The sequence below is a fragment of the Acidaminococcus sp. AM33-14BH genome, assembly GCF_003603525.1.
Classification (GTDB): domain Bacteria; phylum Bacillota; class Negativicutes; order Acidaminococcales; family Acidaminococcaceae; genus Acidaminococcus; species Acidaminococcus intestini.
Genome location: NZ_QTNG01000013.1, coordinates 1 through 25,357 on the forward strand (window position 1 = coordinate 1; position 25,357 = coordinate 25,357).

At 38.0% G+C, this 25,357-nt stretch carries 17 protein-coding genes and 5 pseudogenes; 4 read left to right on the forward strand and 18 right to left on the reverse strand.

Going from position 1 to position 25,357, the window contains the following annotated elements:
- Positions 1 to 112: 112 nt before the first annotated feature.
- The 3 genes from DW817_RS09075 to DW817_RS09085 all read right to left on the reverse strand — a co-directional run bounded on the left by DW817_RS09075 (position 113) and on the right by DW817_RS09085 (position 3,017).
- A complete protein-coding gene (locus tag DW817_RS09075) occupies positions 113 to 790 on the reverse strand; it encodes a TetR/AcrR family transcriptional regulator (RefSeq protein WP_016459550.1) in 678 nt (225 codons plus the stop codon).
- A gap of 37 nt (positions 791 to 827) precedes the next feature.
- The gene (locus tag DW817_RS09080; protein ID WP_009015918.1) at positions 828 to 1,769 is read right to left on the reverse strand and encodes an AEC family transporter; all 942 of its coding nucleotides are present in this window, start codon (positions 1,767 to 1,769) and stop codon (positions 828 to 830) included.
- 276 nt (positions 1,770 to 2,045) lie between these two features.
- Complete coding sequence (locus DW817_RS09085) at positions 2,046 to 3,017, reverse strand: N-acetylmuramoyl-L-alanine amidase (RefSeq protein ID WP_014128405.1); 972 nt, start codon at positions 3,015 to 3,017, stop codon at positions 2,046 to 2,048.
- A gap of 647 nt (positions 3,018 to 3,664) precedes the next feature.
- Between DW817_RS09085 and DW817_RS09090 the strand changes: the two genes are divergently transcribed.
- A complete protein-coding gene (locus DW817_RS09090) occupies positions 3,665 to 3,904 on the forward strand; it encodes a transposase (protein WP_369794615.1) in 240 nt (79 codons plus the stop codon).
- Between the two features lie 395 nt (positions 3,905 to 4,299).
- Here the strand turns inward: DW817_RS09090 and DW817_RS09095 are convergent, their stop codons facing one another.
- Together DW817_RS09095 and DW817_RS09100 are read right to left on the reverse strand one after the other, a co-directional pair.
- Positions 4,300 to 4,914, reverse strand: coding sequence for an RloB family protein (locus tag DW817_RS09095; RefSeq protein WP_021736804.1), 615 nt, complete (start codon positions 4,912 to 4,914; stop codon positions 4,300 to 4,302).
- Entirely contained in the window at positions 4,908 to 6,182 is a 1,275-nt protein-coding gene (locus DW817_RS09100) for an ATP/GTP-binding protein (protein ID WP_021736811.1), read from the reverse strand. The genes DW817_RS09095 and DW817_RS09100 overlap by 7 nt, the downstream gene beginning before the upstream one ends.
- Before the next feature lie 139 nt (positions 6,183 to 6,321).
- Between DW817_RS09100 and DW817_RS09105 the strand changes: the two are divergent.
- Positions 6,322 to 6,684, forward strand: a pseudogene (locus tag DW817_RS09105) (transposase); the annotation flags it as partial.
- 64 nt (positions 6,685 to 6,748) lie between these two features.
- Here the strand turns inward: DW817_RS09105 and DW817_RS11105 are convergent.
- From DW817_RS11105 to DW817_RS11110, 4 genes and pseudogenes are all read right to left on the reverse strand, one after another.
- Complete coding sequence (locus DW817_RS11105) at positions 6,749 to 6,877, reverse strand: hypothetical protein (protein ID WP_243634114.1); 129 nt, start codon at positions 6,875 to 6,877, stop codon at positions 6,749 to 6,751.
- Positions 6,878 to 6,956: 79 nt separating this feature from the next.
- Positions 6,957 to 7,913 carry a glycosyltransferase family 2 protein gene (locus DW817_RS09115; RefSeq protein WP_120112278.1) on the reverse strand — a complete coding sequence of 319 codons (957 nt, stop codon included), beginning with the start codon at positions 7,911 to 7,913 and terminating at the stop codon, positions 6,957 to 6,959.
- An 18-nt stretch (positions 7,914 to 7,931) separates the two neighbouring features.
- Positions 7,932 to 10,499: a YfhO family protein gene (locus tag DW817_RS09120; RefSeq protein WP_021736828.1), complete on the reverse strand. Its 2,568-nt coding sequence runs from the start codon at positions 10,497 to 10,499 to the stop codon at positions 7,932 to 7,934.
- A gap of 426 nt (positions 10,500 to 10,925) precedes the next feature.
- Positions 10,926 to 11,018 (reverse strand): annotated as a pseudogene (locus tag DW817_RS11110) (dTDP-4-dehydrorhamnose 3,5-epimerase); the annotation flags it as partial.
- A 110-nt stretch (positions 11,019 to 11,128) separates the two neighbouring features.
- Between DW817_RS11110 and DW817_RS09130 the strand changes: the two are divergent.
- Positions 11,129 to 12,310: pseudogene (locus DW817_RS09130) on the forward strand (IS256 family transposase).
- A gap of 64 nt (positions 12,311 to 12,374) precedes the next feature.
- On the opposite strand, the pseudogene DW817_RS09135 reads toward DW817_RS09130, so the two are convergent.
- From DW817_RS09135 to DW817_RS09145, 3 genes and pseudogenes are all read right to left on the reverse strand, one after another.
- Positions 12,375 to 12,803 (reverse strand): annotated as a pseudogene (locus DW817_RS09135) (GDP-mannose 4,6-dehydratase); the annotation flags it as partial.
- A 97-nt stretch (positions 12,804 to 12,900) separates the two neighbouring features.
- Positions 12,901 to 14,427, reverse strand: coding sequence for a UvrD-helicase domain-containing protein (locus DW817_RS09140; protein WP_120112195.1), 1,527 nt, complete (start codon positions 14,425 to 14,427; stop codon positions 12,901 to 12,903).
- Entirely contained in the window at positions 14,424 to 16,109 is a 1,686-nt protein-coding gene (locus DW817_RS09145; RefSeq protein WP_021736807.1) for an ATP-dependent endonuclease, read from the reverse strand. Before DW817_RS09145 ends, DW817_RS09140 begins: the two co-directional genes overlap by 4 nt.
- A 337-nt stretch (positions 16,110 to 16,446) precedes the next feature.
- Between DW817_RS09145 and DW817_RS09150 the strand changes: the two are divergent.
- A pseudogene (locus DW817_RS09150) lies at positions 16,447 to 17,504 on the forward strand (IS30 family transposase).
- A gap of 91 nt (positions 17,505 to 17,595) precedes the next feature.
- Here DW817_RS09150 and DW817_RS09155 read toward each other — a convergent pair.
- The 6 genes from DW817_RS09155 to DW817_RS09180 form a co-directional block, all read right to left on the reverse strand.
- Positions 17,596 to 18,714: a glycosyltransferase family 1 protein gene (locus DW817_RS09155; RefSeq protein ID WP_021736809.1), complete on the reverse strand. Its 1,119-nt coding sequence runs from the start codon at positions 18,712 to 18,714 to the stop codon at positions 17,596 to 17,598.
- A gap of 7 nt (positions 18,715 to 18,721) precedes the next feature.
- On the reverse strand, positions 18,722 to 19,786 hold the full coding sequence (locus tag DW817_RS09160) for a glycosyltransferase family 2 protein (protein WP_021736815.1): 1,065 nt from the start codon (positions 19,784 to 19,786) through the stop codon (positions 18,722 to 18,724).
- Positions 19,783 to 20,553: a DUF4422 domain-containing protein gene (locus tag DW817_RS09165; protein WP_035224339.1), complete on the reverse strand. Its 771-nt coding sequence runs from the start codon at positions 20,551 to 20,553 to the stop codon at positions 19,783 to 19,785. The genes DW817_RS09160 and DW817_RS09165 overlap by 4 nt, the downstream gene beginning before the upstream one ends.
- A 113-nt stretch (positions 20,554 to 20,666) precedes the next feature.
- Complete coding sequence (locus DW817_RS09170) at positions 20,667 to 22,175, reverse strand: hypothetical protein (RefSeq protein ID WP_120112198.1); 1,509 nt, start codon at positions 22,173 to 22,175, stop codon at positions 20,667 to 20,669.
- Positions 22,176 to 22,447: 272 nt separating this feature from the next.
- Positions 22,448 to 24,295, reverse strand: coding sequence for a glycosyltransferase family 39 protein (locus tag DW817_RS09175; protein WP_021736808.1), 1,848 nt, complete (start codon positions 24,293 to 24,295; stop codon positions 22,448 to 22,450).
- A 126-nt stretch (positions 24,296 to 24,421) separates the two neighbouring features.
- Positions 24,422 to 25,354 (reverse strand): glycosyltransferase family 2 protein, encoded by a 933-nt coding sequence (locus DW817_RS09180; RefSeq protein WP_021736823.1) that lies wholly within the window; start codon positions 25,352 to 25,354, stop codon positions 24,422 to 24,424.
- Positions 25,355 to 25,357: the final 3 nt, after the last annotated feature.

Consider the following 25,357-nt stretch of genomic DNA (forward strand, 5'->3'; position numbering starts at 1 on the left):
AAAATGGGGTGAGGAAAGAATATTTCCTCACCCCAACATTTATTATAGAACCACAAAAAAGAGGCCGTCCCGAAGGAAAGCCTCCTCTGTTGTTTCATTCGTACACCACATGCTACCCCTTTTGGTTGCAATGGCCATGAAGGAAACGATCGAGGAAAAGCTCGATCGCTTCATCCATGTTGGTTGGCGTGATAAAGCCCTGCAAAATAGTCATGGTGTAGGAAAAATAAATATTGCCGGACATGCGTTTCATGTCCCCCACCGGTTTCAGAAACTTGTCATCGACACCGCGCTGAAAGATTCTCCGCAACTGTTCCACTTCACTGCGGATGATATCAAAATACCGGCGCTGGGTCTCGATCTCAGCCAAAGAAGGGTCCTTGCCCCAACGGGTCACAACATCATAATCCTCTTTCTCATCATTCCAGATCAGCTGCCAGCCAGCCTGGGGGGACATGATTTCAAGAAGGAGAACGGACCAGAGCACAATGTTTTTATCAAGGAACAAGGTCAAGGCCCGAAAATAATGACGAAAGCGGTCTTCAAACGTAGTATACTCATACACACTGTGACGAAGGGCATCAAGAAGCACTTCATTTTTCATATGGATAAGCGTATAAAAAAGATTTTCCTTATTATTGAAATATTTGTAAACGGTTCCCTTTCCCGTATCGGCGATTTTTACGATTTCATCGAGCGTTGCTTGGCGGTATCCTTTTTTCGAAAAAACGGCTTCTGCAGCCCGCAGGATCCGTTCGTTCTTAGGAACAAGTTTTCCTTTACTTTCCATAATATTCACTCCAATTAATCGTGATGCTTTTATTTTATTACAAAACCCCGATTTCTTTCAATACATAAACCCAAAGGAACATGGTCAGTGCCGAAAAGATCGTCGTAAAGACAAGGGCGTTGCCTGCAAGTTCCCCATCACTGTCCATCTGTTGGGCCATAGCAAAGGAAGCCACAGCACAAGGAGTAATGGTCATGGCCATAATGGACGCCAGCGGGATGCCCCTAATTCCAATCAGGATGGCTCCGCCGAGGGTGAGGAAAGGCGCAATGAGAAGACGACCCACAACACAGAAGGCCACTTCCTTGATTTCCTTAACAGCTCCGGAAAAATTGAAAGAAGCCCCGAGGACTACCAAAGCAACGGGCGTCGTACAAGCAGCCAGTTGACGCAGCGTTTTAACCGCAAGGGGTGGCAAAGGCGGCAGGAGCTTTAAGGCAAAGCCTAAAATAGCCCCAATGATCATGGGGTTTTTTATGATGCCCATAAGGATCGTCCCTGGGTGAAAACCATGACGGTTTCCACGGAACGTTTCAAGTGTAAAAACGGCAAGCACATTATAGATGGGGATAATGAACGCGGATAATAAAAGAGGCATGCCAATATGGTCCGTACCATAGATATTTTCTACAATGGGGACCCCCAAAAGCAGGAAATTGCTGCGGTAAAGGGCCTGGATCATGGCACCTCGCTTGCGATTTTCCTTCACAAAAGCGCAGGTCGAAACAAAACCAATGACATAGACCGTAAGCAGTGCGCCGATGGCATAAAAAAGCATCCTCGGATCCAGCGTATTCTTGATATCGGACCGATAGACGCTCATGAGCATATTGACCGGTAAAAGAATCTGAAAAATGAGCTTATTGAAATTGGAAATCACCGAGTCGTCAAACTTTTCCTTTTTGCGGAACCCATAGCCAACCAGCATAAAAAAAATCAGCGGTGCAACTGCCGAAAAAGCAACAATCAAGTTCTCCATAACAACGTGTCCGTCCCTCTCCCACCGCATCGGCGGATGAATTTTCTACCCTCCCTATCTTATCATAAAAGGAAGGGAAAAGAAAATTCTTCATGGTGGATTTGGGAGGGGAAAAACGGGAAGGCAAAAGACCGTAACGCACCGCCCCAAACCGCCCTACGGGAGGGGGCGGAACTTCATTCGCCCTCACACATGTTTCTCGGACTTGCGCTCCGCTCCCCCGTCCTTTTTTACTCGGAGCAAAAATCGCTCCGATTCTCCAGATCAGCGTGCCCCTCACCCCTCAAACTGTTCAATTCCTCTAGCGATTGCTTCTGCAATCTTATCAAGGAACGCATCGCTCAAAAGCATTTGTTCTTCCCTTGCATTTGTCATAAAAAGACACTCTACGAGCGCACTTGGCATCGTCGACTTGCGGTTGACATAGAGCCTTGAATCAAAAATGCCGCGGTCGGTCACATCGGCCGTCTGCATGAGCTCCTTTTGAAGCGCATCTGCCAGTTTCTTGTCATACGGAGTCTTTGGCGTGTAATACGTAGAATAACCACCGACGCTTCGATCCGTACTTGCATTGCAGTGGATGCTCAAAAATAGGTCAGATCCGGACTTTTCAGCTACATCCACCCTTGCCTGGAGCTCTTGCTGATCTGTTGCAGTCGGGCCATAGACATCCCGGTCACTATACCGAGTCAGATAAACGACCGCCCCCTTTTGTTCAAGGAGCTTCTTGACACGCAGGGCAAGCGGCAAAGTTACTTCCTTTTCCTTGAGCCCGCTTTCAAGCCCATGGGTACCAGGGTCCGAACCGCCATGACCAGGATCAAGGGTGATGCGTTTGCCCTTAAGGCCGCCTCCCACACGATATCCTCGCTCAAATACAGGGGCGACATCAATGACGATGCGGTAAGGTCGTTTTGTAGCAGGATCAGCCTTCAAAGCAAAAACCTTGAAATCAGCGCGCGTCGGATTTTCATCCGTATGAATATGAATCAGCGTGCCCTTTGGTGTCTTTTGCAAACGAACCGTTTTCACATGGGTGGATTCACGAGGATGATAAATAGGGACAATGGATGGATCCAGCGTTCCCTTAACAAAAATATGGGCCTCCCCCTCTAAAATCTTGGTCTTATATGGAAGTGCCTGATCCGATTCAATGACAACCCGCAGCTGGCCTTCCTGATTGACACCATAGGAGACTCCTTCAATATGTCCCGCTGCCTCTGCCCTACCTAAAAAACAAAATGCCATCAAAAATAAAACGATCCATTTCCTCAATTGATTCAGCTCCTAACTTGCAAATAGTTCGCATTCGCATTTTATTATAGTTAGGCAGTCCAAACCTGTCAATGAAAAAATCGAAAATCATGATCCCTATCTTGTACTGAAATCGTCCCATTTTAGTCTTTTCCCTATTTCCACATACTAAGTAAACGAAAAAAGACCAGAGAACAAAGAGAAAACGCCGGACCCAAACCGCCTCCTTACGGGGGAACGGGTCCGAATGAAACTCGCCCTCACACATGTTTCTCGACTTTCGCTCCGCTTCAAAAGCGATCTTCGAAACTCCGGGCGAATCTGCCTCACTGCCGTTCGTATGGAGACGTCACTGCCGTTCCTCATCCACCACCAAAACCGGGAAATTTTAATGATAAATGCTTATGGAAACTTCCCGGTTTCGGTCCCCCGCCCTGGTGGGGCGGATCGACTCTACGAGTCGAGCTCAGAGGCAAAACACGAAGACGGACAGTGCTTAAAAGAAGGTAATCGTTTCTTAATTTCATTGTAATCATAATCATATGGATGAAATGGTAAAAGATCCTATCGGATAAATATCACGCTATTTCAGCAAAACTAAAGAAAAGAATTCAACCTACAAAAAGCCCTGAACCGAACTCATGTCTACGTTCGGTTCAGGCCTCACGATACGGTCTTTTTGCCAGAGATCAGGAGTGACCTTATATATCTACTCCAACGGCTTTACTGAAGGCTGCAGCAATAAAACCAAGGTGTTAAAACGGATCTCATTTGGTCTGCGCAATTTTGAGCGCTTTCGTAATAGGATCTTGTACATCAATACCCGCAACGAAAAAGGACACGCACTGTCTTCAGTGCATGTCCTCTCCAGGAGTGCATAGACACTTTAGCACCCCAAAATTTGACAAAGAACCACAAAAACTCCTTCTCAAAATGAAAGCAGCACACATTCATTTTTAAGAAGGAGGAAAATCGCCAAGTACAGCGTTTATTAAAGAATGCTAATGATCACCCGTGACGCTATCAAAAACCTTCATCTTATACAGATTTCTTCACGAACTTGAAATTTCTTAAGCACTTCAATAATGTGATGCGCCAGCTTGAGCTGCGCCTTATGATTCCACAGCAACAATCTTCGGACAAGCATCCCGCATTTTCTTCGTCAAATAAAAGTCCATCTCCCCGTATCCTTTCGTAAAGGAATTTACGATATAGCATCTTCATATTTTACAAAGAAACCAGTGTATTTGTTATAACCGATTTCTACCATTTTTATTCAAGATTTCAACTTATCAACTAAGATATCAATATCAGTTTCAGGATTTTGAACATATCCTAATTGTTTCCTTGTCTCTGCATGAACTGAATGCAACTTCTTAGCATTTTTCAGAGCATCCATTTGCTTATCTTCAAGCATAGTAAAGACATCTAAATTCTTCTCGTAGTTTTTAATATAACGTTTTAGTTCTTTTATCAATTCACGATTGCTAGAGAAATACTTTGTCGTGTATTCAAAATGTAATAAGAGCCATAGCTCAAAGCATGGATTTGATATGATAACATTTACATTTTTATTTTTGCCTATTGAAATTGCTTCTTTGATCTGTTCCTTTTTATATTGCTCTGAATCAGCATCCAGCAAGACATACACCTCATCGCCATTGCGTCCAGTAATACCTTCCGTCGATGCTTCTTTATGGATGGAAGTAACCATTCCCTTAGGATCCGTACGATTATTGCGCGCAAATTTAACAATATAAGTATCCTGAAGTCGATTGAATGAATTGAAATATTTTGTTTCTGTTTTATTCTTTCCTTCAGCCCCAATAAAAATAATCTTCTTTCGTTTTCTCAGGCGCTTTCCTCTGCTTTTCTGCATAAATGCTACCATTGGAGGTCCTCCTGGTTAATAACCGGAATAGCTCCATAACGGCCTTGCAGATATCCTCTCTGGACATTTTCAGTTTTTCTTGGTGAAAATTCATCTAGGGGATAAAATGTGCTGACCGCAGATTTTCTATCTTTTTCGACAAAATAAATCTGATCGCGCCTAAATTCTTTTAAAGATAGTAAACTAACATCATGGGTTGAAAAAATAAGTTGAGCATGATTTGGATTAGTTTTTATATCATTGAAAGTTTTTAATAGGAATTTCACAAGAAGGGGATGCATACTATTATCTAGTTCATCGATGAAGATAGTTTTACCTAATTTAAGTGCTTTCCAGAAAGATATTCCATAAAAGAACATTCTTTTGGTTCCCTCTGATTCAAGTTGAAAAGGCAAACTATACGAAGAGCGATGGCCGTCTTTATCGACAACCGAATGAGATACGTTGAATTCTACTTCTTTGCCCTTATAATCCTTTAAAAGTTTTTTCATAACTTCATAGGCTTCCTCAGGCATTGCTGATTGATTGAGATTCTCAAAGTTCGTTTCTCTTACTTTGAGGACGTATCCATCTATATTAAAATCTGCCTCTTGTAATTTTTTACGTAAAAATTCTTTGCCTTCTTCATTGCCTTCTTCAAGAATTTGCATTCCATAATCGGCGATAAAGTTTGAATCAAAAACATCAATGCTCTCAGAAAACCACGTATAAGCATCTTTTGTCAGTTTGCAATTCCAACTAGTGGCTGTAGAAAGGAATAGTTTATTCGGTGAATTTTTAGAAACATAGGAGTTAAACTCATCTTCATTCTTCTTGGTAAAGCTGTACTTATTGGATTGACTGCGTTCAAATATCTTAGAAGAACGAGAAGTACGAAATTCATAAAGGTATTCATCAATAATGGCCTGATTTGTAGCTGAAAAACCATATTGGTATTTTTTACCTTTTGTAATGAATATAAAATCGAAAGAAGTCGGTTGCTTAACGGTTTTAGGATCCATTGCAAAAGGAATGATTCCACCGATAGGCCGATCAATTTGCCGGTAATTCGAATAGCGAATGGCCTTAATAGCCGTTGAAATCGCTCTAAAAAGATTGCTCTTTCCCGCCGCATTTGCTCCATAAATAGATGCAATAGGCAGAAGCTTCTCATTTTTGTGACTGATAAGGATGTCTTCATGCTCATGAACACTCGGATTAGCCAGCAAACTCAGAGTTACTTCATCCTTTATGGACATGAAATTTTTTACAGTAAATTGCAGTAACATGATCCACCTCCCAGTTCACATGCAAAAATAATCTTCTTATATAATTATATATAACACGAACCTAATTTGTCAATCTCATTGGATTTTTTGCACGTTTTATGCAAAATTTCGATTTTCAGAGTTTTTGAAATTTTAGACTCAGGAAACTAAAGCCGCAGCCCGTGAAAAGGCTGCACTGGTTGCTGAGGAGCTTCGGGAATTGAAGCTAACTGCGGAAGTGGAAGAAAGCATCGAAGAAACCTTAACAAATATGGACTATCCTAGCGAACACTGGAATCGAACCCGAACCAATAATACCACGGAACGAGTCAATCGGGAAATCAAGCGCCGTACAAGGGCGATTGGAGCTTTTCCAGATGGCCAGAGCGCTCTGATGCTGGTCTGTGCCCGGTTGTGCCATGTAGCATCAACAGGCTGGGGATCCAAGAGATACCTGAATATGGACCATCTGTTTGAACTTGAATTTCAATGCCAGGCAGATGACCAGTTCACTGCCAGTTAACCCTGTACACCGACGGTTGAAAATGAATTTGCGAAAGATTATTGACACAATCTATCTTTATAATCTAAAGGGAATTTTCTCCATACTCTTCCTCATACCACTGAATCGTCTCCGCCATCCCCACATCAAAAGCTGTCTCCGGACCCCATCCCAATTCATTATGAATCTTGGAAACATCCAGGGAATAGCGCACATCGTGCCCTTTCCTATCTTCCACAAACTGAATCAAACTCTCTGTCTTATTCAAGCTTCGACAACTAAGACGAACAATTTTAAGGTTGCTGCGCTCTAGACCGCGTTCCATTCTTCATAAACTCACTGTGTTTTAAAACATACCTCGGCCGTCTCTTCGTCTCCAAATAGATTCTTCCGAGGTACTCTCCCATAAGCCCCATCCCAATAAGCTGGATACCGCCGATGAACAAGATGGATACAATGAGGGACGGATACCCAGGAACAGGGTTTCCAAAAAGAAGTTTCGAGAGAATCATATAGGCGCCATACAGCAAAGCTCCTGCAGCGATGATCATTCCGATATAGAACCAGATATGAAGCAATACAGTCGAGAAGTTCGTAATCCCTTCAAGAGCTAGGTTCCATAATTTCCAACCATTGAATTTTGTTTTTCCTGCAGCTCTTTCCGCACGCTTATATGGAACGACATCAACGGTGCCGCCAACCCATGATAAAATTCCTTTCATAAATAGATTGCGTTCTGGAAGATTTTTGATTTCATCCACAATGGCTCTATCAAGAAGTCGAAAATCACCTACGTTCTCTTCTATCTTGAGATCACTGATCTTATTATTGAATTTATAGAACCATTCTGCTGTTTTCCGTTTTAAATACGAATCTGTCGTGCGGTCGATTCTTTTTGCCAGCACGACATCGGCGCCCATCTCCCAGCGCTCGATCAGTTCTGGAATGACCTCAATTGGGTCCTGCAAATCCACATCGATAGGAATAACAGCGTCGCCTGTAGCAAATGATAACCCTGCCATAAGGGCAGCTTCCTTTCCAAAGTTTCGCGTAAAAGAAAGTGGAACAACACGGGAATCTTTCCGTGCCAGCTCATATATCAAGGTTTCCGTCTGATCTTTACTTCCATCGTTGACGAAGATAAGCTCTAACTCATACGCATTCAAAGAAACATAACTAGAAATTGCTTTATAGAACACGGGAATAGCTTCTTCCTCATTATAAACAGGAACAACCAAAGATAACTTCATTATCATTTCGTCCCTTCATCATGAATTAAATAAATGCGTGTGCCGCGGTGATACGCCGATAAGGATTAGAATACTTAGAAGGGTAACTAGAATACCCTTTTTGAATCCTGGCAACTGATACGTCAATACAACATGGTTATCCCCATCCGCTAAGGGAATCGCCATGAGATAATTTTCGATAAGCTTGGGCGAAACTCTATTTCCATTCACCTTAATTTGCCACCCTTTATCGTAAGGTACAGACGTGAAAAGGAGCTTTCCCTGTTGTCCAGAAACATCCATCTCTACTTTTCCATTTTTAAAAGCATGGATCTGAGCAGCGTTGTTTTCCACTTCTTTGTATATATTTTCCCATTCTTTCAGATCCAAGTAATAGAATTGGGCATTTGCAATGACTTGATTATTTTTTTGTTTCGTATGCAACTCTACTGTCGGGAAAGCGTTTTGTGGTATGTTGAATACTGATGGTGCAAGCCATCGGGAATAACCTTGCCTAATCTGATGATTAATAAGCAGTTCGCCTTCAAGATTTCCACTTGTCGGAAGATTGCCATACAGGAGGCAGCTTCCATCAGCAGGAGTCTTTAAAGCAAAAATTATCGTATGTTCATTGCTTGAACTGATCTGATATTCCATCCGTTTATAAATAGATACCGGATGACCTAAGAGCTCACTCCATAAGAGATTTTGGTACACGAAAGGATCATTATGATAAGGGACTTTTGCTACTGCTGAAGATTTCAGAGTAAAAGCAAGAGGCATCATATACGGATTCTGATAAATTCGTTCATCGTTCAGCATGCGCCCCCACGAGACCTCTTTCAATCCCTCCAGTTGCACAGGTGATAAAATATACTTAACCCCCAACAATGAATCTGCGCTTAAAATGCTTCCTGTTGTAATATTCATATTTTCCCCGCACTGTGCATATCCCATTCGATTCAGGAAGGCCAATCCGCGATTGTCGGGACTTGAAGTATAGCTTGAAATACCGTAATAACCATATGCCAATGGTTCATTAAAATTGGCCGTAATATTCAAAGCCTGTGTATAAAATGGATGCGTCTGGTGAAGACGGTATATTTCCTTATCATTCTCCTTTATATGTTGAACTTGCTGCACGCCGTCCTGAACATAAGCTCGATACGCTAAGACATCATTATTTTTAAAAGTGTTCATTACATGCCCAGCATTAAAAGTAAGCTCAACTAAAACTAGCACAAACACTATGGCCTTATATATTCTAAAAAAGCGAGATTTTTTGTTGTACTCGGTACCATGAAGATAAAAATAACCTAGCAAGACAACAAAAATAAAACTCGACAAAAATACAAAGTATTGACTTTGACCTGGTCTAACTACACTCAGCAGAATCGTAATTGCAGGATAAATAAGCAGTAAAGCAAAATTTCTTTTATCATTTCGGAAATTAGATTTCGGCATCGAAAGATAAGAAGCTGTACAAAAAATCATAGGAATACTAAAAATAAAGGAATACCTATACCAATAACTTGTTGCCGATTTTAAAAGAGAAAACAAAAAGTAAAATGGAGCCCAATAAAAAACAAGCAAAGAAAAAGGCAGCCAATAAAGAATCCATATCCGCCTTGTCTTTCCAAAGTTTGAATCCAGATAAAAAATCAGGGCTCCAACTAACGCATAAGATCCAACAAATAATGTAACTTTTTTATTCCCGCTAATAGCTCCTGCTTGGAAACCTTGAATAAAATGGATCCGGCTTCCACTATAACTCAGGCTCAGACTATTCCAATCAATACTGCCCCGACCGGTTGCCATGATAGTAAATGCAGGAACAAGAACAAATCCAGCCAATCCTACGCCAAGACAAATTGCCGCCCCAAGTCTCCCTACAAAAATTAATACATTCCTATCAATTAACTTCCCTTCAGCCTTTTCAAAAACATACTCCCAAGTCAGCCATATGCCTGTAAAAAGCAAGACAATAAATCCCATATACCAATTAGATAGAAGTGCAACAGCTGCCCATACAGAAAAACGAGCCATCCCTCTTCCCTCAATAAGTCTGTGTCCTTCCCACAATAAAAATGGAAGGACACAGAGGGGATCTAACCACATGACGTTTTTAGCTTGCTCTAAATTATACTGCATCAAACCATAACTACAGGACAGTAATATAACGGCTAAGGATGATAAGGATCCCTTGAATCGACGTTCTATATAGTAAGCCATTGCTCCACTGCATAAAATTAGTTTAATGCAAACTAAAATATCATAAAAAGCATGTAAATCTTGCTGTTCAAAAAACACTGCAAGAAAATTAAATGGTGAAAATAAATAGTATGCTGCGACTGCCCAAGTACTGCTCCCTAGGCCTTTAGAAAAAGAATAGATAACAGATTCATTTCCAGATAAAACCCTTTTATAGAATGAGAAAAAATCCAAGTATTGAATTCTTGCATCACTTACAGCCAATGAAGCAAGACCAAATGGTGCTAAGCCCAAATGGATGTACAATAAGAAAATAATCGTCGCAGTTATCCCCATTGTCACTACTACAGTAGAAGCGCACCGCTCTTTATTAAAAAATGATTCAAAAAATTTCATAGCTGGTCTACCTCTAACACCCATACATTAAAATTACAACCAGATTTCTTGACTTTCTGTAATAAATTCTGTCACCGATTCATGAAGTATCTTCTTATAAGCCTGAATCCCTAGCTAATTAAAGGAATTGAGACCTGCCTATTGCGCCTTCATAAATTGCACCCAACATAAAGAAATAAAGAAACCCACCAACATAATAGAACATTATTTTTAAATTTGAAGTTTCACAGCTCATTCGAATTTCTAATGCCAAAGCTCTTGCATTGGAGTTGAGTGCTGAATTAAGGATTCATCCTAAAGCGAGCTAACCCCTTTCCCATTGTTTTTCACAGTTAGCGGTTATTCATTTCTCTTTTGATAGATATGAACTGAATTAGCTTATTGTTCTTCCCTTCCTGATGTTTCTTGGTTATGGGAAAACGAATTTTACTTAAACGAAAACGTATCGTTTAATCCTAGCCACATCTGATCTTTTTCACTTAACATCAGTTTTGTACCATCCTGCAGGGTATAACCTTCGATAACGTATAATATGTTTCGCAAATTCAATTTCATATAAAAATAGACATAGTCCATTGCCGTCGGTAAAATTAAGTTACCACACAAAACCCACCGAGGAGGCTATAGCTATGTCTGATAACATTATACAACTCAATGAGGATCTCATAAAGAACAATCTCAAAGATCTAGCACACAGTAGCGTCGAAGAGACCCTTAATGCTCTGCTCGATCATGAGGCTGATGAACTCGTCAACACAGAAAAGTATGAGCGTTCCGGTGACCGAAAGGGCTACCGCTCTGGTCATTATGAGAGGAACTTCTCAACCACTTTAGGTGATGTGACTCTCAGGGTTCCCAAGCTCAAGGGCATTCAGTTCCAAACTGCCATCATAGAGCGTTACAAGCGTCGTGAATGCTCCGTTGAAGAGGCATTGATCGAGATGTACTTAGCCGGTGTTTCCGTTCGCCGAGTAGAGGACATCACAGAAGCTCTTTGGGGAACCAAGGTGTCTCCGGGAACCATCAGTAGTCTCAACAAGAAAGCCTATGAACACATCGAAGAATGGCGTTCTCGAGGAGTACCTCTACGTCTACGTTGACGGTGTATAGCTAAAGCGAAGCTGGGGCGGTAAGATTCAAAACGTTTCTATTCTCGTAGCCATTGGCGTGAATCATGAAGGTTATCGAGAGATCCTGGGTACCGCCGAGGGCATGAAAGAAGACCGTGAAAGCGGGAAGGACTTCTTCGTCTGGCTCAAGGAAAGAGGCCTTAAAGGCATTCGCCTCATCATTGGAGATAAGTGCCTTGGCATGCTAGAAAGCATTCCTGAGGTCTTCCCTGATGCGCGATTTCAGCGCTGTACTGTACACTTCTACAGAAATGTATTTACCGTCACGCCCAGCACAAAGATGCGTACAGTCTCTATGATGTTGAAGACAATCCATTCTCAGGAAAGTAAAGCCGCAGCCCGTGAAAAGGCTGCACTGGTTGCTGAGAAGCTTCGGGAATTGAAGCTAACTGCGGAAGTGGAAGAAGGCATCGAAGAAACCTTAACATATATGGACTATCCTAGCGAACACTGGAATCGAATCCGAACCAACAATACCACAGAACAGTCAATCGGGAAATCAAGCGCCGTACAAGGGCGATTGGAGCTTTTCCAGATGGCCAGAGCGCTCTGATGCTGGTCTGTGCCCGGTTGCGCCATGTAGCATCAACAGACTGGGGATCCAAGAGATACCTGAATATGGACCATCTGTTTGAACTTGAATTTCAATGCCAGGCAGATGACCAGTTCACTGCCAGTTAACCCTGTACACCGACGGTTGAAAATGAATTTGCGAAAGATTATTGACACAATCTATCTTTATAATCTAAAGGGCATTTTCTCCATACTCTTCCTCATACCACTGAATCGTCTTTGCCATCCCCACATCAAATGCTGTCTCCGGACTCCATCCCAATTCATTACGGATCTTAGAAATATCCAGGAAATAGCGCACATCGTGCCCTTTCCTATCTTCCACAAACTGAATCAAACTCTCTGGCTTATTCAAGGTTCGACAAATAAGATGAACAATTTCGAGGTTGCTGCGTTCCTCCCCTGCCCCAACGTTATAGATTTCTCCTACCCGTCCATGCTGGAGAATCATATCGATAGCCCGGCAATGATCATCAACGTAAAGCCAATCACGTACATTGCTGCCATCGCCATATAGGGGAAGTCGCTTATCCTTGAAGGATTACTGGATCATATGGGAAATTAATTTCTCCGCATGCTGGAACCTGCAATAATTATTGGAGCTGCATTGGAGCTGTGGCTGATTAGATAAATTATTCCTTTAATAAAATAAATAAGATAGCACTGCAAAAAAAATAATAATTAAACTAATGTAGAGCTTACATCTCTATTACTGTCATTAAATCCTGTGGTAACACACCTGATCTTTGAAATATTGCAGTTAAATTATTTCTAAATCTGTCACTACGCCACGCATTATAATCTGTAATATTAACAATTATGAGTTTTGATTTAGCACGTGTTACTGCAACATAGTGGTTGTAAATGTCATCTTCTTTTTCTAATCCATAGTCACCAGCAAATATAATTACCTGGTCAAATTCCAATCCTTTTGATGAATGAAATGTTATAGAAATATTTTGCAGTTTATCCATATAAAAAGCTGCATGATACTCTTCTTCCCTTATTGTTTTTATCATGTCTCTGATATGTTTTTCTGACGTTGTAGTATAGCCAAAATGTTTTGCGATTTCAATTACTTCTCTAATAACATCTTCATCATTTTCATTTTTTAAGGCATATTCAATAGACTTGAGCATTCTAGTAAGATAGTTAGTAACGAGTCTATCCCCTATTGACTCTTCAGGAATTTCATTCATCAAGTCATAGACAGAATATTTTTTTAGAATAAAATACTGTGCAATTGCATTGTATAGCCAAGCTACATCTGTTGTAATTTCTGAAATTGGTGTTTTAGGTACATAAGTAAAATGAGTTCCAGCCTGTTCTAATTCTTTTGCCCCTGTTTTCGCGTCATCGTTCTTAAATCTTAACAATGCACAACTTTTTTCATTATTGAGCAGCGAATATACCTGATTAGCCCACTTTTTTGAAGTAGTTTTTAATAATATGATTGCTGAATTGTCAAGTTCAGGGCTATAAAGGCTTTGAGTGTCTTCATTTAACAAATTAGAGTAATTTTGTATTTGACGACAAGAACGATAATTTTCCCTCAATTTGTTCTTACTAAAATTTGGCATATCCAGAATACTTCTAAATGCCTGAGGATAAGCTCCCCGCCATATATAAATAGATTGTTTCTCATCACCTACCACAAATAAATGAATATCTAATTGTTTGCATAAGTACATAAAAAATTGATGCATCGCATAGTCACAATCTTGATATTCGTCAATATAAATTTTAAAATACTTAGCCTTTAAAAAAAGCCTGCACGCCTTAGAATTTTTTATTATTTCTAAAGCCAATTCAAACACGAAATTTTTCTTGTTATCAGTATACGAGCATATTGTTTGTTGATTTTTTAAGTAAGAAAGGCATTCATCAAAGTCTTCTCCTCTTATAGAATAATCTGTACTTATATTTTCCTTGAATCCACTCCCAAATACGTCCTTCGCAAAGGGCTTTATTACTTCTTCAATTGCAAAACTATTATTCGTTCCTATAAAATTGTCTTTCACTTCACTTTTAAGCCTGTCTTTTATTTCTTTTGCGGCTTTAACTGTAAAAGTAATGGCTGCAATAATTTTATGTGTATGATTACGCTTGAGGTCCTCTGCAATCTTAGCGACCATTGTGTGAGTCTTCCCTGTACCCGCACTAGCCCTAACAACCATATTGCCAGGAGTATCTATAATCTCTTGTTGAACCTTTGAAATACTCATTTGCAAATTTCCTCCAGGCATGCGAAATTGTAGTGTTTAAATATTTTATTACAGTCTTCAGGACTTAGTTTATTGACAAGTTCAATCATATTATATTTTTTATGTTTTTTTAGATAAGAAATAACATCACCATTCGCATTTGGTAAATAAACAATTAGTTTATCATGCAAAACTTCATCCAAGTCCTCTTCCAAACTAACCTTGGATAAATATATATGTTTTTCAGTTCTAATCTCGTCAAGCACTTTTTTATTCAAGTCATATAATCTTCGTTTAACTTCAATCTCATTTCCATCAACAGCATCTGTCGGTAAGAGATCTTGTTCAAGTATATGATTAAGTCTAAAAAAGCCAATCGGGCTATAACTTGAATCCTGTCCTGTGGTCCGCAAATCATTATCTGTTTTAATAAAGTAAGGTATGTTAAGTTTAGCTAAAACGCTGATGTAAGGTTTAAAATCAATACCATTTGTAACCAAAATAAATATACCATTAACCTGATAAAACGGTTTTAGAGTCGATAAAACTTTGTCAAAAAGTATCTCTTCTGATGGACCTTCGACCAATAATACTCGATCAGCAAAAATCGCCTCAATAAGACCTTTATTTAACTGTTTTTTTAATGTTTTAAATTCTTGAGGAACAGTATAAAAGGAGCTTGCGGAATTTATTTTTGTTTCATTATAAACTCTTACAAGATTCACGTTATCCATATCCATTAAAACATATGAAGAATGTGTGGTTAGAAAAACGTACTTGTATTTACTTTCTACAAAAATCCTGTGCGACAATGCCATCTGCATGGATCGATGCAGATGGTTTTCAGGTTCTTCTATAAGAAATAGATTTATTTTCTTTTCTTCTTTTTGTTTTGCTAAGATATCGTATATTGAATATACCAGTAATTTTTTACGTCCCTCTCCAGATGTCGGATAAAGATCTTCACTCCCTTTTTCCTTTATGTAAGGAACAACATTTGAATATATACCATTAACAGCAAGTTCTGATTTAACTGAAATCTCAATTTCATCATTCCTAAAATTATTATATTTTGGATTTACTAGTTTTTCAAAATTTTTAATTCCAGATAATGATGATATTTTATCATTTAATTTATTTACCAATTTTTCAATATCTTTTACTGAAGTTTCATCATCAATATCATCATTTTTAAGAAGAATAGCAGTATTTTTTCTAAAAAGATTGTATAAATTTACATATGCATCAATATATACCACATTAAAAACATTATCGATTTCAGAAGTATATCCTTTAAGAGGTATTTCTTGAAGATCATCCAAATTACCGCCCCAATAAAGCAAAGGAGTTCCTTGCATTTCGGCGGCATTATATTCAGCAAACAGCTTAATATATACTATATCCTGATCACTCAACAATGCGCCTTTTACTTTTGCACGTATTTTTTCACTATCAGGATCCGTTATATCACTAATATCTATTTGTACAATAATCTCAATAGGGACATCTGTATTCTTTTTATAAAAATCAGTTTCAATGAATTCTTGCTTTCTGACATCCCTATCAAATACATATCTCAATGCATAAAGAAAATTTGTTTTTCCTACATCATTCATTCCAAAAAAGACATTTTTATTGTCTAATTTTATAGTAATATTTTCAAAGTTACGGAAATTTTTAATTGAGATTTCACTGAATTTCAATTTTTAGTACCATGATGTTTATCAAAGAATCATCATTTTTTCCTTTCATTATGGGTATTTTTATAAGAACACAGGATTAAAGTGCATCAAGCAGTTTTAATGCGCTATGATCATTAATTTATTAGTTATAATGCATCATTGACCTACATATTAACTTTAGACAGGAAAACATGCAATCATAAGAAATTTAATATTTTTTCGATAGAATATTCAGGCTAATTGTAAAAAGAAGTTGGACACCCCTAAAGGGTCCATTTTGGAAATATAAAAAGGCCAATAATGAAGCATCCTCTGTTAGAATATAGTTACCAGACCAAATCCCAGGAAGAATGACACTATGGGCATCGCATATTCTACCACAAATGGGCACAAAAAGGGAAAACATCTTTCGTACGAGGATCGGATGCTCATCCAAATTCGCCTGAAAGATGGGTATTCCTTAAGAGCCATTGCCAGAGAGTTTACTTTTTCTCCAATTGCCATATCCAATGAAACCAAGCGCGGATCCACACTGCTTTATAACGGCACCAAAAGACAGTATAAAGCCTCCGGGGGGCAGAAGGTGGTCTATGAAGAGAACAGAAAGGCCTCCTGCCATCATTACAGCTACCTAGATAAGAAGGCCTTCATCGATCCTGTGGAAAAGAAGTTCTTTTCCACAGGGTGGTCCCTTGATGTCTGCGTGGGCAACGCTCTCATAGCGGGAGACTTTACCCGGAATCAAGTGGTTTGCACAAAGACGCTGTACAACTATGTCGGCATGGGGCTCTTTAATATCAGGAACCACAATCTGCCCATGAAACTGCGCAGAAAAACGAAGAAACATCTGCTTCGTCTGAACAAGTGAAAACTTGGCCGGAGTATTGAAGAAAGGCCTAAAGAAGTCGAGGAACGAAAGGAATTCGGCCATTGGAAATGTGATCTTGTTATTGGCGCAAAGTCCGGCCAAGATGAGGCCCTTCTTACTCTTTTGGAGCGTAAGACCAGGGAGTTCATGATTGTTAAGCTGCCAGACAAATCCGCTAAAAGCGTTATGGCTGCCTTCGAAACGCTCTTGGATGAATACAGCGAACACTTCGGAGCGGTCTTCAAAACAATTACGGCGGACAATGGTTCAGAGTTTGCAGGCCTTTCAAACCTCGAAAAAGCTGCAGAGACCCTCTATACTATGCGCATTCCTACACCTCGTGCGATAAAGGCTCCGTAGAGTGCCTCAACGGGCTTATCCGACGTTTCATCCCTAAAGGGAAGCGGATTGACTCCTACACAGCAGAAGACGTCTTAGAAATTGAGCTGTGGCGCAACAGCCTTCCTCGCAAGATTCTCGGCTGCCATAGTTCAGAGGAAATATTTTCAGAGGAACTAGATAAAATTTATAGTCTAGGTGCGGCTTAAGCAGAGTTAGGAAAAGTGTCCAACTTGTTATTGCAATTTAGCTTAATTTTATTGTGCATAAACGCCTCATATTATAAATCAAGCTTAAATATTAGTTATGAAGATATAATTCTTCAATTTTTTTAATTGTACTATTAATATCATAACCGGCATTTTGCAAATCTGATAACCTGCTTTGTCTATCAATATTAGAAAAATTCACAACAATGTCAGCCCACTTTTTCGGTTCCTCTTCTAAAGAAATAAAATGAGCCAGATTAGTCACTCCGACTTCTTTAGTAATTGTATTAGAAAAAAAAGAAGGCAAACCCGCTGCTTGAGCTTCAATTCCAACTACTGGCAATCCTTCAAAATGAGAAGGCAAAAGGAAAACATCCATCGCTTGCATTAACTGGGGTACATCATTTCTCATCCCTAAAAAATAAACGACATTTTCAAGGCTCAAGTTTTTTACAAGTTCTCGTGCACGATTTAGGTACGTATAATCATCTACCGAATCGCCAATAAGCAACAATACTGCATTACTTTTCTTATGATATATTTCTGAAAAAATTTGAATCAGAAACTCATGGTTCTTCTGGAAGGTAAATCTTCCAATATGACCTACAACAAACGCATTATTTAAATTTAAGCTTTTACGTGTTTTGGTGCGAATTTCAGAGTCGTACGTAAGACTTGATAAGTCAATTGCATTAGGTATTACTGTAAAATGTGAATGACTACCAAACATCCACTTTCCCGCAAGTTGAGAACAAGCAAAATAATGAGTAGCGGACCACTTTAATAAAATTTGATTTAATTTAATTAAAAAGCTTCGTAATATCCCAATTGATTGTTCAAAACCTGAATTGTGCGAATGAATTACGCGCATAGGAATTCCAAAAAATCTTGCGGCAACTAACGGAAATACATATATTATGCTATTCGAATTAAGAACAATCGCTTTATAATCAGGGGAAATTTGATAGAGGAGCTTAATCCATTGCCAATAATGACGAATTGGATTAGAATGCCGAGACTTAACTTCAAAAATTCTACTTCCAGCGCTTTCTATTTCAGTACGAAAGACAATATCATATTCGCCTGTAATATTTACAAAATCATAAACGACTTTGGATTTATCCAAATGGCGAAACTGCTGCATGAGATATGTTTCTAATCCACCAATATTTTTTGTCATTCCAATTTGAAGAACCCGTATCGGGGGCATTTACGTCTCACCTCTTTATCATTGAAAAAAATCCAGGGTATTTTTGTTTAACAGTACTTATGCAAACTACTGCGGCTAAGAGAATAGGCGTTGGCAGATTTCTGAGAATGTGAATCATCATACGTGCCTTGCGAGGCAGGCCGACAAGAGCAACTTTCATAAATCTCATGTATAAATCAGAACGTTTAATCTCAAACAGGAGAGAATTCAAATTTTGTTTATCCTCCATAGCACGTTGGATCGTGCTGTAAATAAATCTGGTATACATCCAAAAGATTGAAGACAGCGTTTGTTGATCGGTCATATGCAAGGAATCATATATTGCCAAGAATTGATTAATTTTCATCATATGAAGTTCGTAATACCGTTCATTATGAGCGGTACTAAGGCTATTTCCATCGACTCGTTTTGCATATGAATAACCACAATAATTAACACAACATAAAGATCGTACGTACTGAAAATAGCGAATATTAAATTCGAAGTCTTCATTTATTTTTAACGCTGAATTCAAAAGTAAATGATGTTCTTTAATCAAGCTTACTTTATATATACTATTCCATAAATAGCCGAATGCTGGTATAAGTTCAAGGCTTACCATTTGCCTAAAAATATCGATTTTAGTTTTATATAGCCCAGATTGAATATAACAATCGCAAGTACGAATCAATTTGCCCTTACCATTAAAATATATTTCTTTGAGACCAAACTTGATACAATCACAATCATAATCTTCGGAGTAACCATGGAGTTTTTTCAAATAGTCTTGGGGAACTTCATCATCAGCATCAATAAAAATAAGGAACTGTCCGTTAACATGTGAAAGTCCTACATTCCGTGCAGCAGATGCTCCCCCATTTTGCGGGGTCCGAAAACATTTGACACGAGAATCTAATGCTGAGAATTTCTGACAAAGGTCCCAACTATTATCCTGGGACTGATCATCAATTAAAATCAGTTCAAAATCAGAAAATGATTGCCGCAAAATACACTGTACTGTATTTTCGAGAAAAGGGGCAGCATTATACACCGGAGTAATGATAGTAAAATACGGTGGTGCACAAGAATTCATTTTACGCTTCTCCCCAGTAGTTTTCGTTTTAAAAATGCTCCACCCTTTTTTAACCAGTTCTGCTTTTCCATAAAGGAAACATTCTGTTCATGATAGATAGCGTGGTTCTTTTCAAGCCATACGTCGAGCATCAGTTCACTGACAAATCCATAGATACGAGCCTCATAAGGATCCCAGCCCGTTATATCGACTCGTTTTTCAAGTTCAAAAAGAACATCAAACATCCATGCCATATAGTCGTTAAAAAGATCCCGTCTCATGACAAACATATTGAACATATGAGCCCAGGTGCGGTTCATAACTTTATTGAAAGCCGGAAGATATTCAGGATACTTTTCGATAAGAATCTGCTCCGTTATATTGAGGCCCTCAGGATGATGGGCATGGTTATAATGAGACCGATTGCTCTCGATGTAGTATTTGCGTTTATCGGGGACGATAACGGGATAGCGGGACAACAAGTTTTCCCACTCCTCTTTCGTAAGGATTTGGGATTTTTTCTTTTCAATATTGTAGACTTCTTTTCTCGTAAAATAGCGGCGATAGTGGACGAGACCAACGTAATCAGCGTCGAGATTTTTCCAGGCCCAATAAAGACCGGTCAGTTCACAGAAGTTTTTATTTTTAGAAGATATATGGTCGCCCGTATTATCTCCGGTATACCCTAACTCCGCCTTCCCCTCTGCCCCAACGTTCAACGGCAAATAAATTGAGTCTTTGGGCATCCAATATTTTTTGTGTGCAGCAATTAAAATTTTGATATCCATAAGAATAAGCCCCATTTCAAGAATCACATCTCATTAATCATACACTATTCCACTTAAAAATGTAAAATACTGCAAGCCCTAAAAAGATTTTTTAGGGCTTGCAAACGGCGTTTTTAATCCTTAGCCAAATATTTATAGAAAAAAGAATTTTTATAATGTACGGCGAGAAAATTTCGATAAGCTATTACATCTTTACCTTCAAAAGTTCCATTAACGTTTTCAGGATCTAAATATAGAACATGCGTTTTGTGAAGCGCACAGGCTCGCAAAGAACTACTAAGCTGCATTATCGGTGTCAACATACCTATACAAAGACAAATGATTAGTAAAAGATCTCTTCCCCATACTTTCTTTGCTCGCATGATAGTTAACAAATGTTTAATTACTGTCAACATAATAAAAAAATAAGGCGCTACTGAAGCATTCCACAAAAAATCTCCGCCTCTACCAATTTTAAAAAAAGGAAAAATGCAGAGAAGAACGGCTGCAATCCAAAGCATCGCATCACTTTTCTTTGGTCGAATCAAATATAAATAAACGCCAAAACTTAAAAGATAAAATAATATTAGATTTGACACACGAACAAAGGTATAAGCATGTAAGGGAGCCATGAATATACTTTGATTACCAGATGCCACAGAAACAGCGTTCGCAGTATAATAAAAACCATAAATTGGTAGAATTGAAATTAATGCAGAGAGATTTTCAATTGATGCAACCTGTACTAATATTTCATTTCGATTCTTCGATTTGAATAATTGACAAAGAAAATACCCTAGCATCAATAAAGATAGTCCAATAAATCCAAAAGGAGAATACGGTAGTGCCAATAGGCCAATAAAAGCATAAAATCGATAATCCTTTTTAAAACGCAAAAAAAGCAGTGTACAGAGCGCCATTGGGATAAACTGATTGTATACATTGGCTATAGAATCGAAGGTAGTTCGAATGAAGTACCCAATAAAATAACCTCCATGAGCCCAGGAACTATATTGCCAGCTTGCAAATCCTGGGGCATCCTCAATCGCAAAGGGGCGGTCCTTTCCTGCTGCAGACCTTAAAATCATTCCTATGAGGTTCATTCCACTCCAAAAAAAGAATGTAATTGTACTAATAATATTTTCTTTGCATGTGTTGGCCTTGACCTCATTGCACAGCATCAAACAGACAAGCAAGAGACCGATAAATGACCAAATAAATAAGACAACCTGAGCTTGTGAATTCGTTAAGCCCAAAATTGAAGAAATTCCTGCAGCAGGAAGCCAAAATGTTAGATAATAAGTCAATGCCGTTCCATTTTCCTCGTAAATTACTGGCCAAGAATGGGATATTAAATCATAATAAATCGCGTTACGCCAGGGAATATCAACTCCGTTAGTAAAAAGAAAGCCACCATGACCCGTCATTAAGAGATATAAAAAAAGTATAAATGAAATATAAACAACATGACTAATTAATATTTTCTGTTTATTAAGCGGCATTGTTACTAATTTAGATCTGCATAACTTATAAAATGTATAAACTAATAGAAAATTTAATAAATTAAAAGGAAATCTAATCCACGAAAATAGATAGATTACTATAGGTAGATTTAGATAAGCAAAAGATAATGCAATCAACATTTTCACATACCGCCTTAGTATAGAATCGTCATAACCATTATTCAAAATATGTACCCCGCTATCTGAGCTTCCATTAAAGCTCAGATAGAATAATTAGCCCAATCCTGCATAATAGATTAAACTTCTCTTATTTCTGTTTAAAAGATCTTTCGATATCACAAGTCTGGAATATAACTACTGGAAACCAGAAAAAAATCAACATCACTGGGTTTTTATTATAATACGTTACTGAGCGATCACGGAGCAACATTATTTAACATAATCGTAAGTTATTACTCTAACGCATAAATCTTTAGTAAATAGCCGTTTGCTAAGTATTGATAACCATACAGTGTATAATTTCTTGCTTCAACAAACCCCTGTAAATAACGTTGAAGCCTCCTAGTCTGATAACGGCCAAATCTTTTCTCGTGAGCATCCAATACAAATTCAGGCAGATCACAATACACTATAATCTTAGGATTATTCACTCTTAACCAATTAGTAGTATCATCAATATCCTTGTCAGAAGATACATCGAACCATTGCACAATAGAATAATGTTTAGAATGACTATTCAAAACTGTATAAAATATAGGACAATGTGGTCCAACAAATACATAATCATCATCGGAAATATTAAATTTTTTCGCCACGAAATAAATTTTATCAAACGCATCCTTAGTATCTTGGTCAACCATAATCCCTCTAAAATGAGGATCATTTACTTCGTATTGCTGATTCCAAATATTACCAACTTGTAACCCCCACCAGTTATAAAGACTATCGTATTTTTTGGATATACCCATAGTTACAAGAAGTAAAGAGATTAGTGAAATTGCAAAAAGATGAAATAACTGAGTATTAAAATAACCAAGATGACAGTATAATGAACCTAATAAAAACCCCATTGGGATCATAATTTGATTTGTAGCTAACCCGCCTGACATACCACAAGCCCATCCTACAACAAATGCGGTTCCAGTTAGGTATGGCTTTAAATAAGTTTTATTATCCTTAAGAACATCCGTAGCCAATCTTAGCTTATGTGAGATTATCCTTAAAAAAGAGACCCAAAAGAAGATTAAAGAAAAGAAAAAGCTGCAAGACATAATTAAATTGTCATTAAAAAGTGAAATGAATGTAGAAATTCTGTGACCTTTAGCAAACAAAAAGTGAAAAATTCCTATAAAACAAATTGAAAAAAGGGCCAAAAAAGGGATAGAATATAAGTAGTTATACGATATCGTTTTATTACACTTTAACATATATGTGTTAGTAATAGCTACAAAAAAAATTGCGACTATAAAACCACTTAACAAAGGTAACTTACTTGAAAGTATCCACTCAAATAAAATCTTTGTGATACCGCCTTTAGCCGCTACCGCGGACTTAAAACAAGATAAGAGGAAATTATCCCACAAGTCATATGAATATAAGTAATAGAAGGCTAGTACGAGTGGTATCATACATCCAAATATCCATGAAAATAATCTGTTTAAAGACTTACTTTCATTAGAAAAGATGCCCAAAAAAAGAAAGAAAACAAGATTATAAAATACAAAAATAATACCTACGTTCTGTTTCATCAATACTACAAGCCCAGCAAAAATGCCGGAAAGGAAAAAGAATCTAGTCTTATCGAGCTTTAACGATTCCATAAAATAGTAAATACTTGTAAATAAAAAGACATTCATGAAATACACATAATCATAAAAAATAATGTCTATAGCTCCAGAGTGTCCATAAATCAGTGATATAATGCTGATTAAAAAAGAAATATGCTTTGAAAACAGAAAACGAAAAATTTTAAACAGAGTCAGGGCCTCTAAAGTGCAAACAATAACACCTAAATATCGTAAAACAATAAGATTGTAGCCGAATAATTTAGTAACTAAAGCGATTATATGAGCATATAGGGGCGGAAATAAAAGAGAAAAATCTTTATATGGTAAATCTCCATGATTTATTCTCCAGGCATATTCGGTATACCAACCCTCAGAAATTGGAAAACCTTTTGTAGAAAAATACACTACATACATAAATGTTAAAAGGCAGGTTGCAGCAAGAAAAAACAGATTAGAATTTGAAATAACCCTACAATGCCTAGCCAACTTTGCATTAAATTTTTCTGCAATCATGTCAAACCCCCTCAACTAAAAAATAACATAACAAGAAAATGGTAGAATAATAGACTAAATAAACATACGAAATATCTACTAAGCCTTTAGTAACAACTTAAAAAACCGAGGAAGGCGACATTAGTTTTAAAAATTTAAACGTTTTTCCTCAATAACCAGAGGCCTATGCATAACTCTAGTATTAATGCTCATTACATATTCACCTAATAGGCCCAAAAAGATAAGCTGCACTCCTCCAAGGAAAAACATACCAATTAGCAGAGGCGCCGTACCCATAGGAAAGCGATCCCACCAAATCAATTTTGCGACAAAATATAAAACAGCAAAAAGGATATCTAATAAAGCGATTATGAAGCCAAGAAAAGACGCCATTCTTAAGCCGACCTTGGTATAAGAGGTAAAACTTAGCATAGCAGCATCATAGAGAGTATACCAGTTATTATGCGTCTTTCCGGCTCTTCGCTTCGCTTGGGTATATGGTATATCTTTACGAAGAGCTCCCAATTCAGCTACAATCCCTCTTAAAAAAGGAGTTGGGTCATCCAGAGATTTTAAAACATCAACAAAGCTCTTATCATAAAGTCCAGTGCCAGTGAAGTGTTCTATTTGTTCTACCGAAGACATTTTCTTTATTGTTTTGTAATAACACGTGCGAAGGAATCGCATGACTTTATTTTCTACACTTTGCGTTTTAATAGCGCTTACAATCTTATATCCTTTTTCCCATTCAGCAACAAAACGATGAATTAAACTGACCGGATCCTGAAAATCGCAGCACATACTAATTGTGCAGTCTCCTGTAGTCTGACACATCCCATAATAGGGAGAGTTAAATTGGCCAAAATTTTTAGCGTTAAAAATTGCTTTTATTTTTTTATTTCTCCCACAGAGTTTCTCAAGTTTTTCTCTGGTACCATCAGTCGAAGAATTATCAATAAAAACGATTTCATAATCATATGATGGCAAATAATTGGCAAATTCATCTATTATAGCCTCACTAATTGGAATAACATTATCACTTTCATTAAAACAAGGAATTAAAACACTGATTTTCTTCATAAA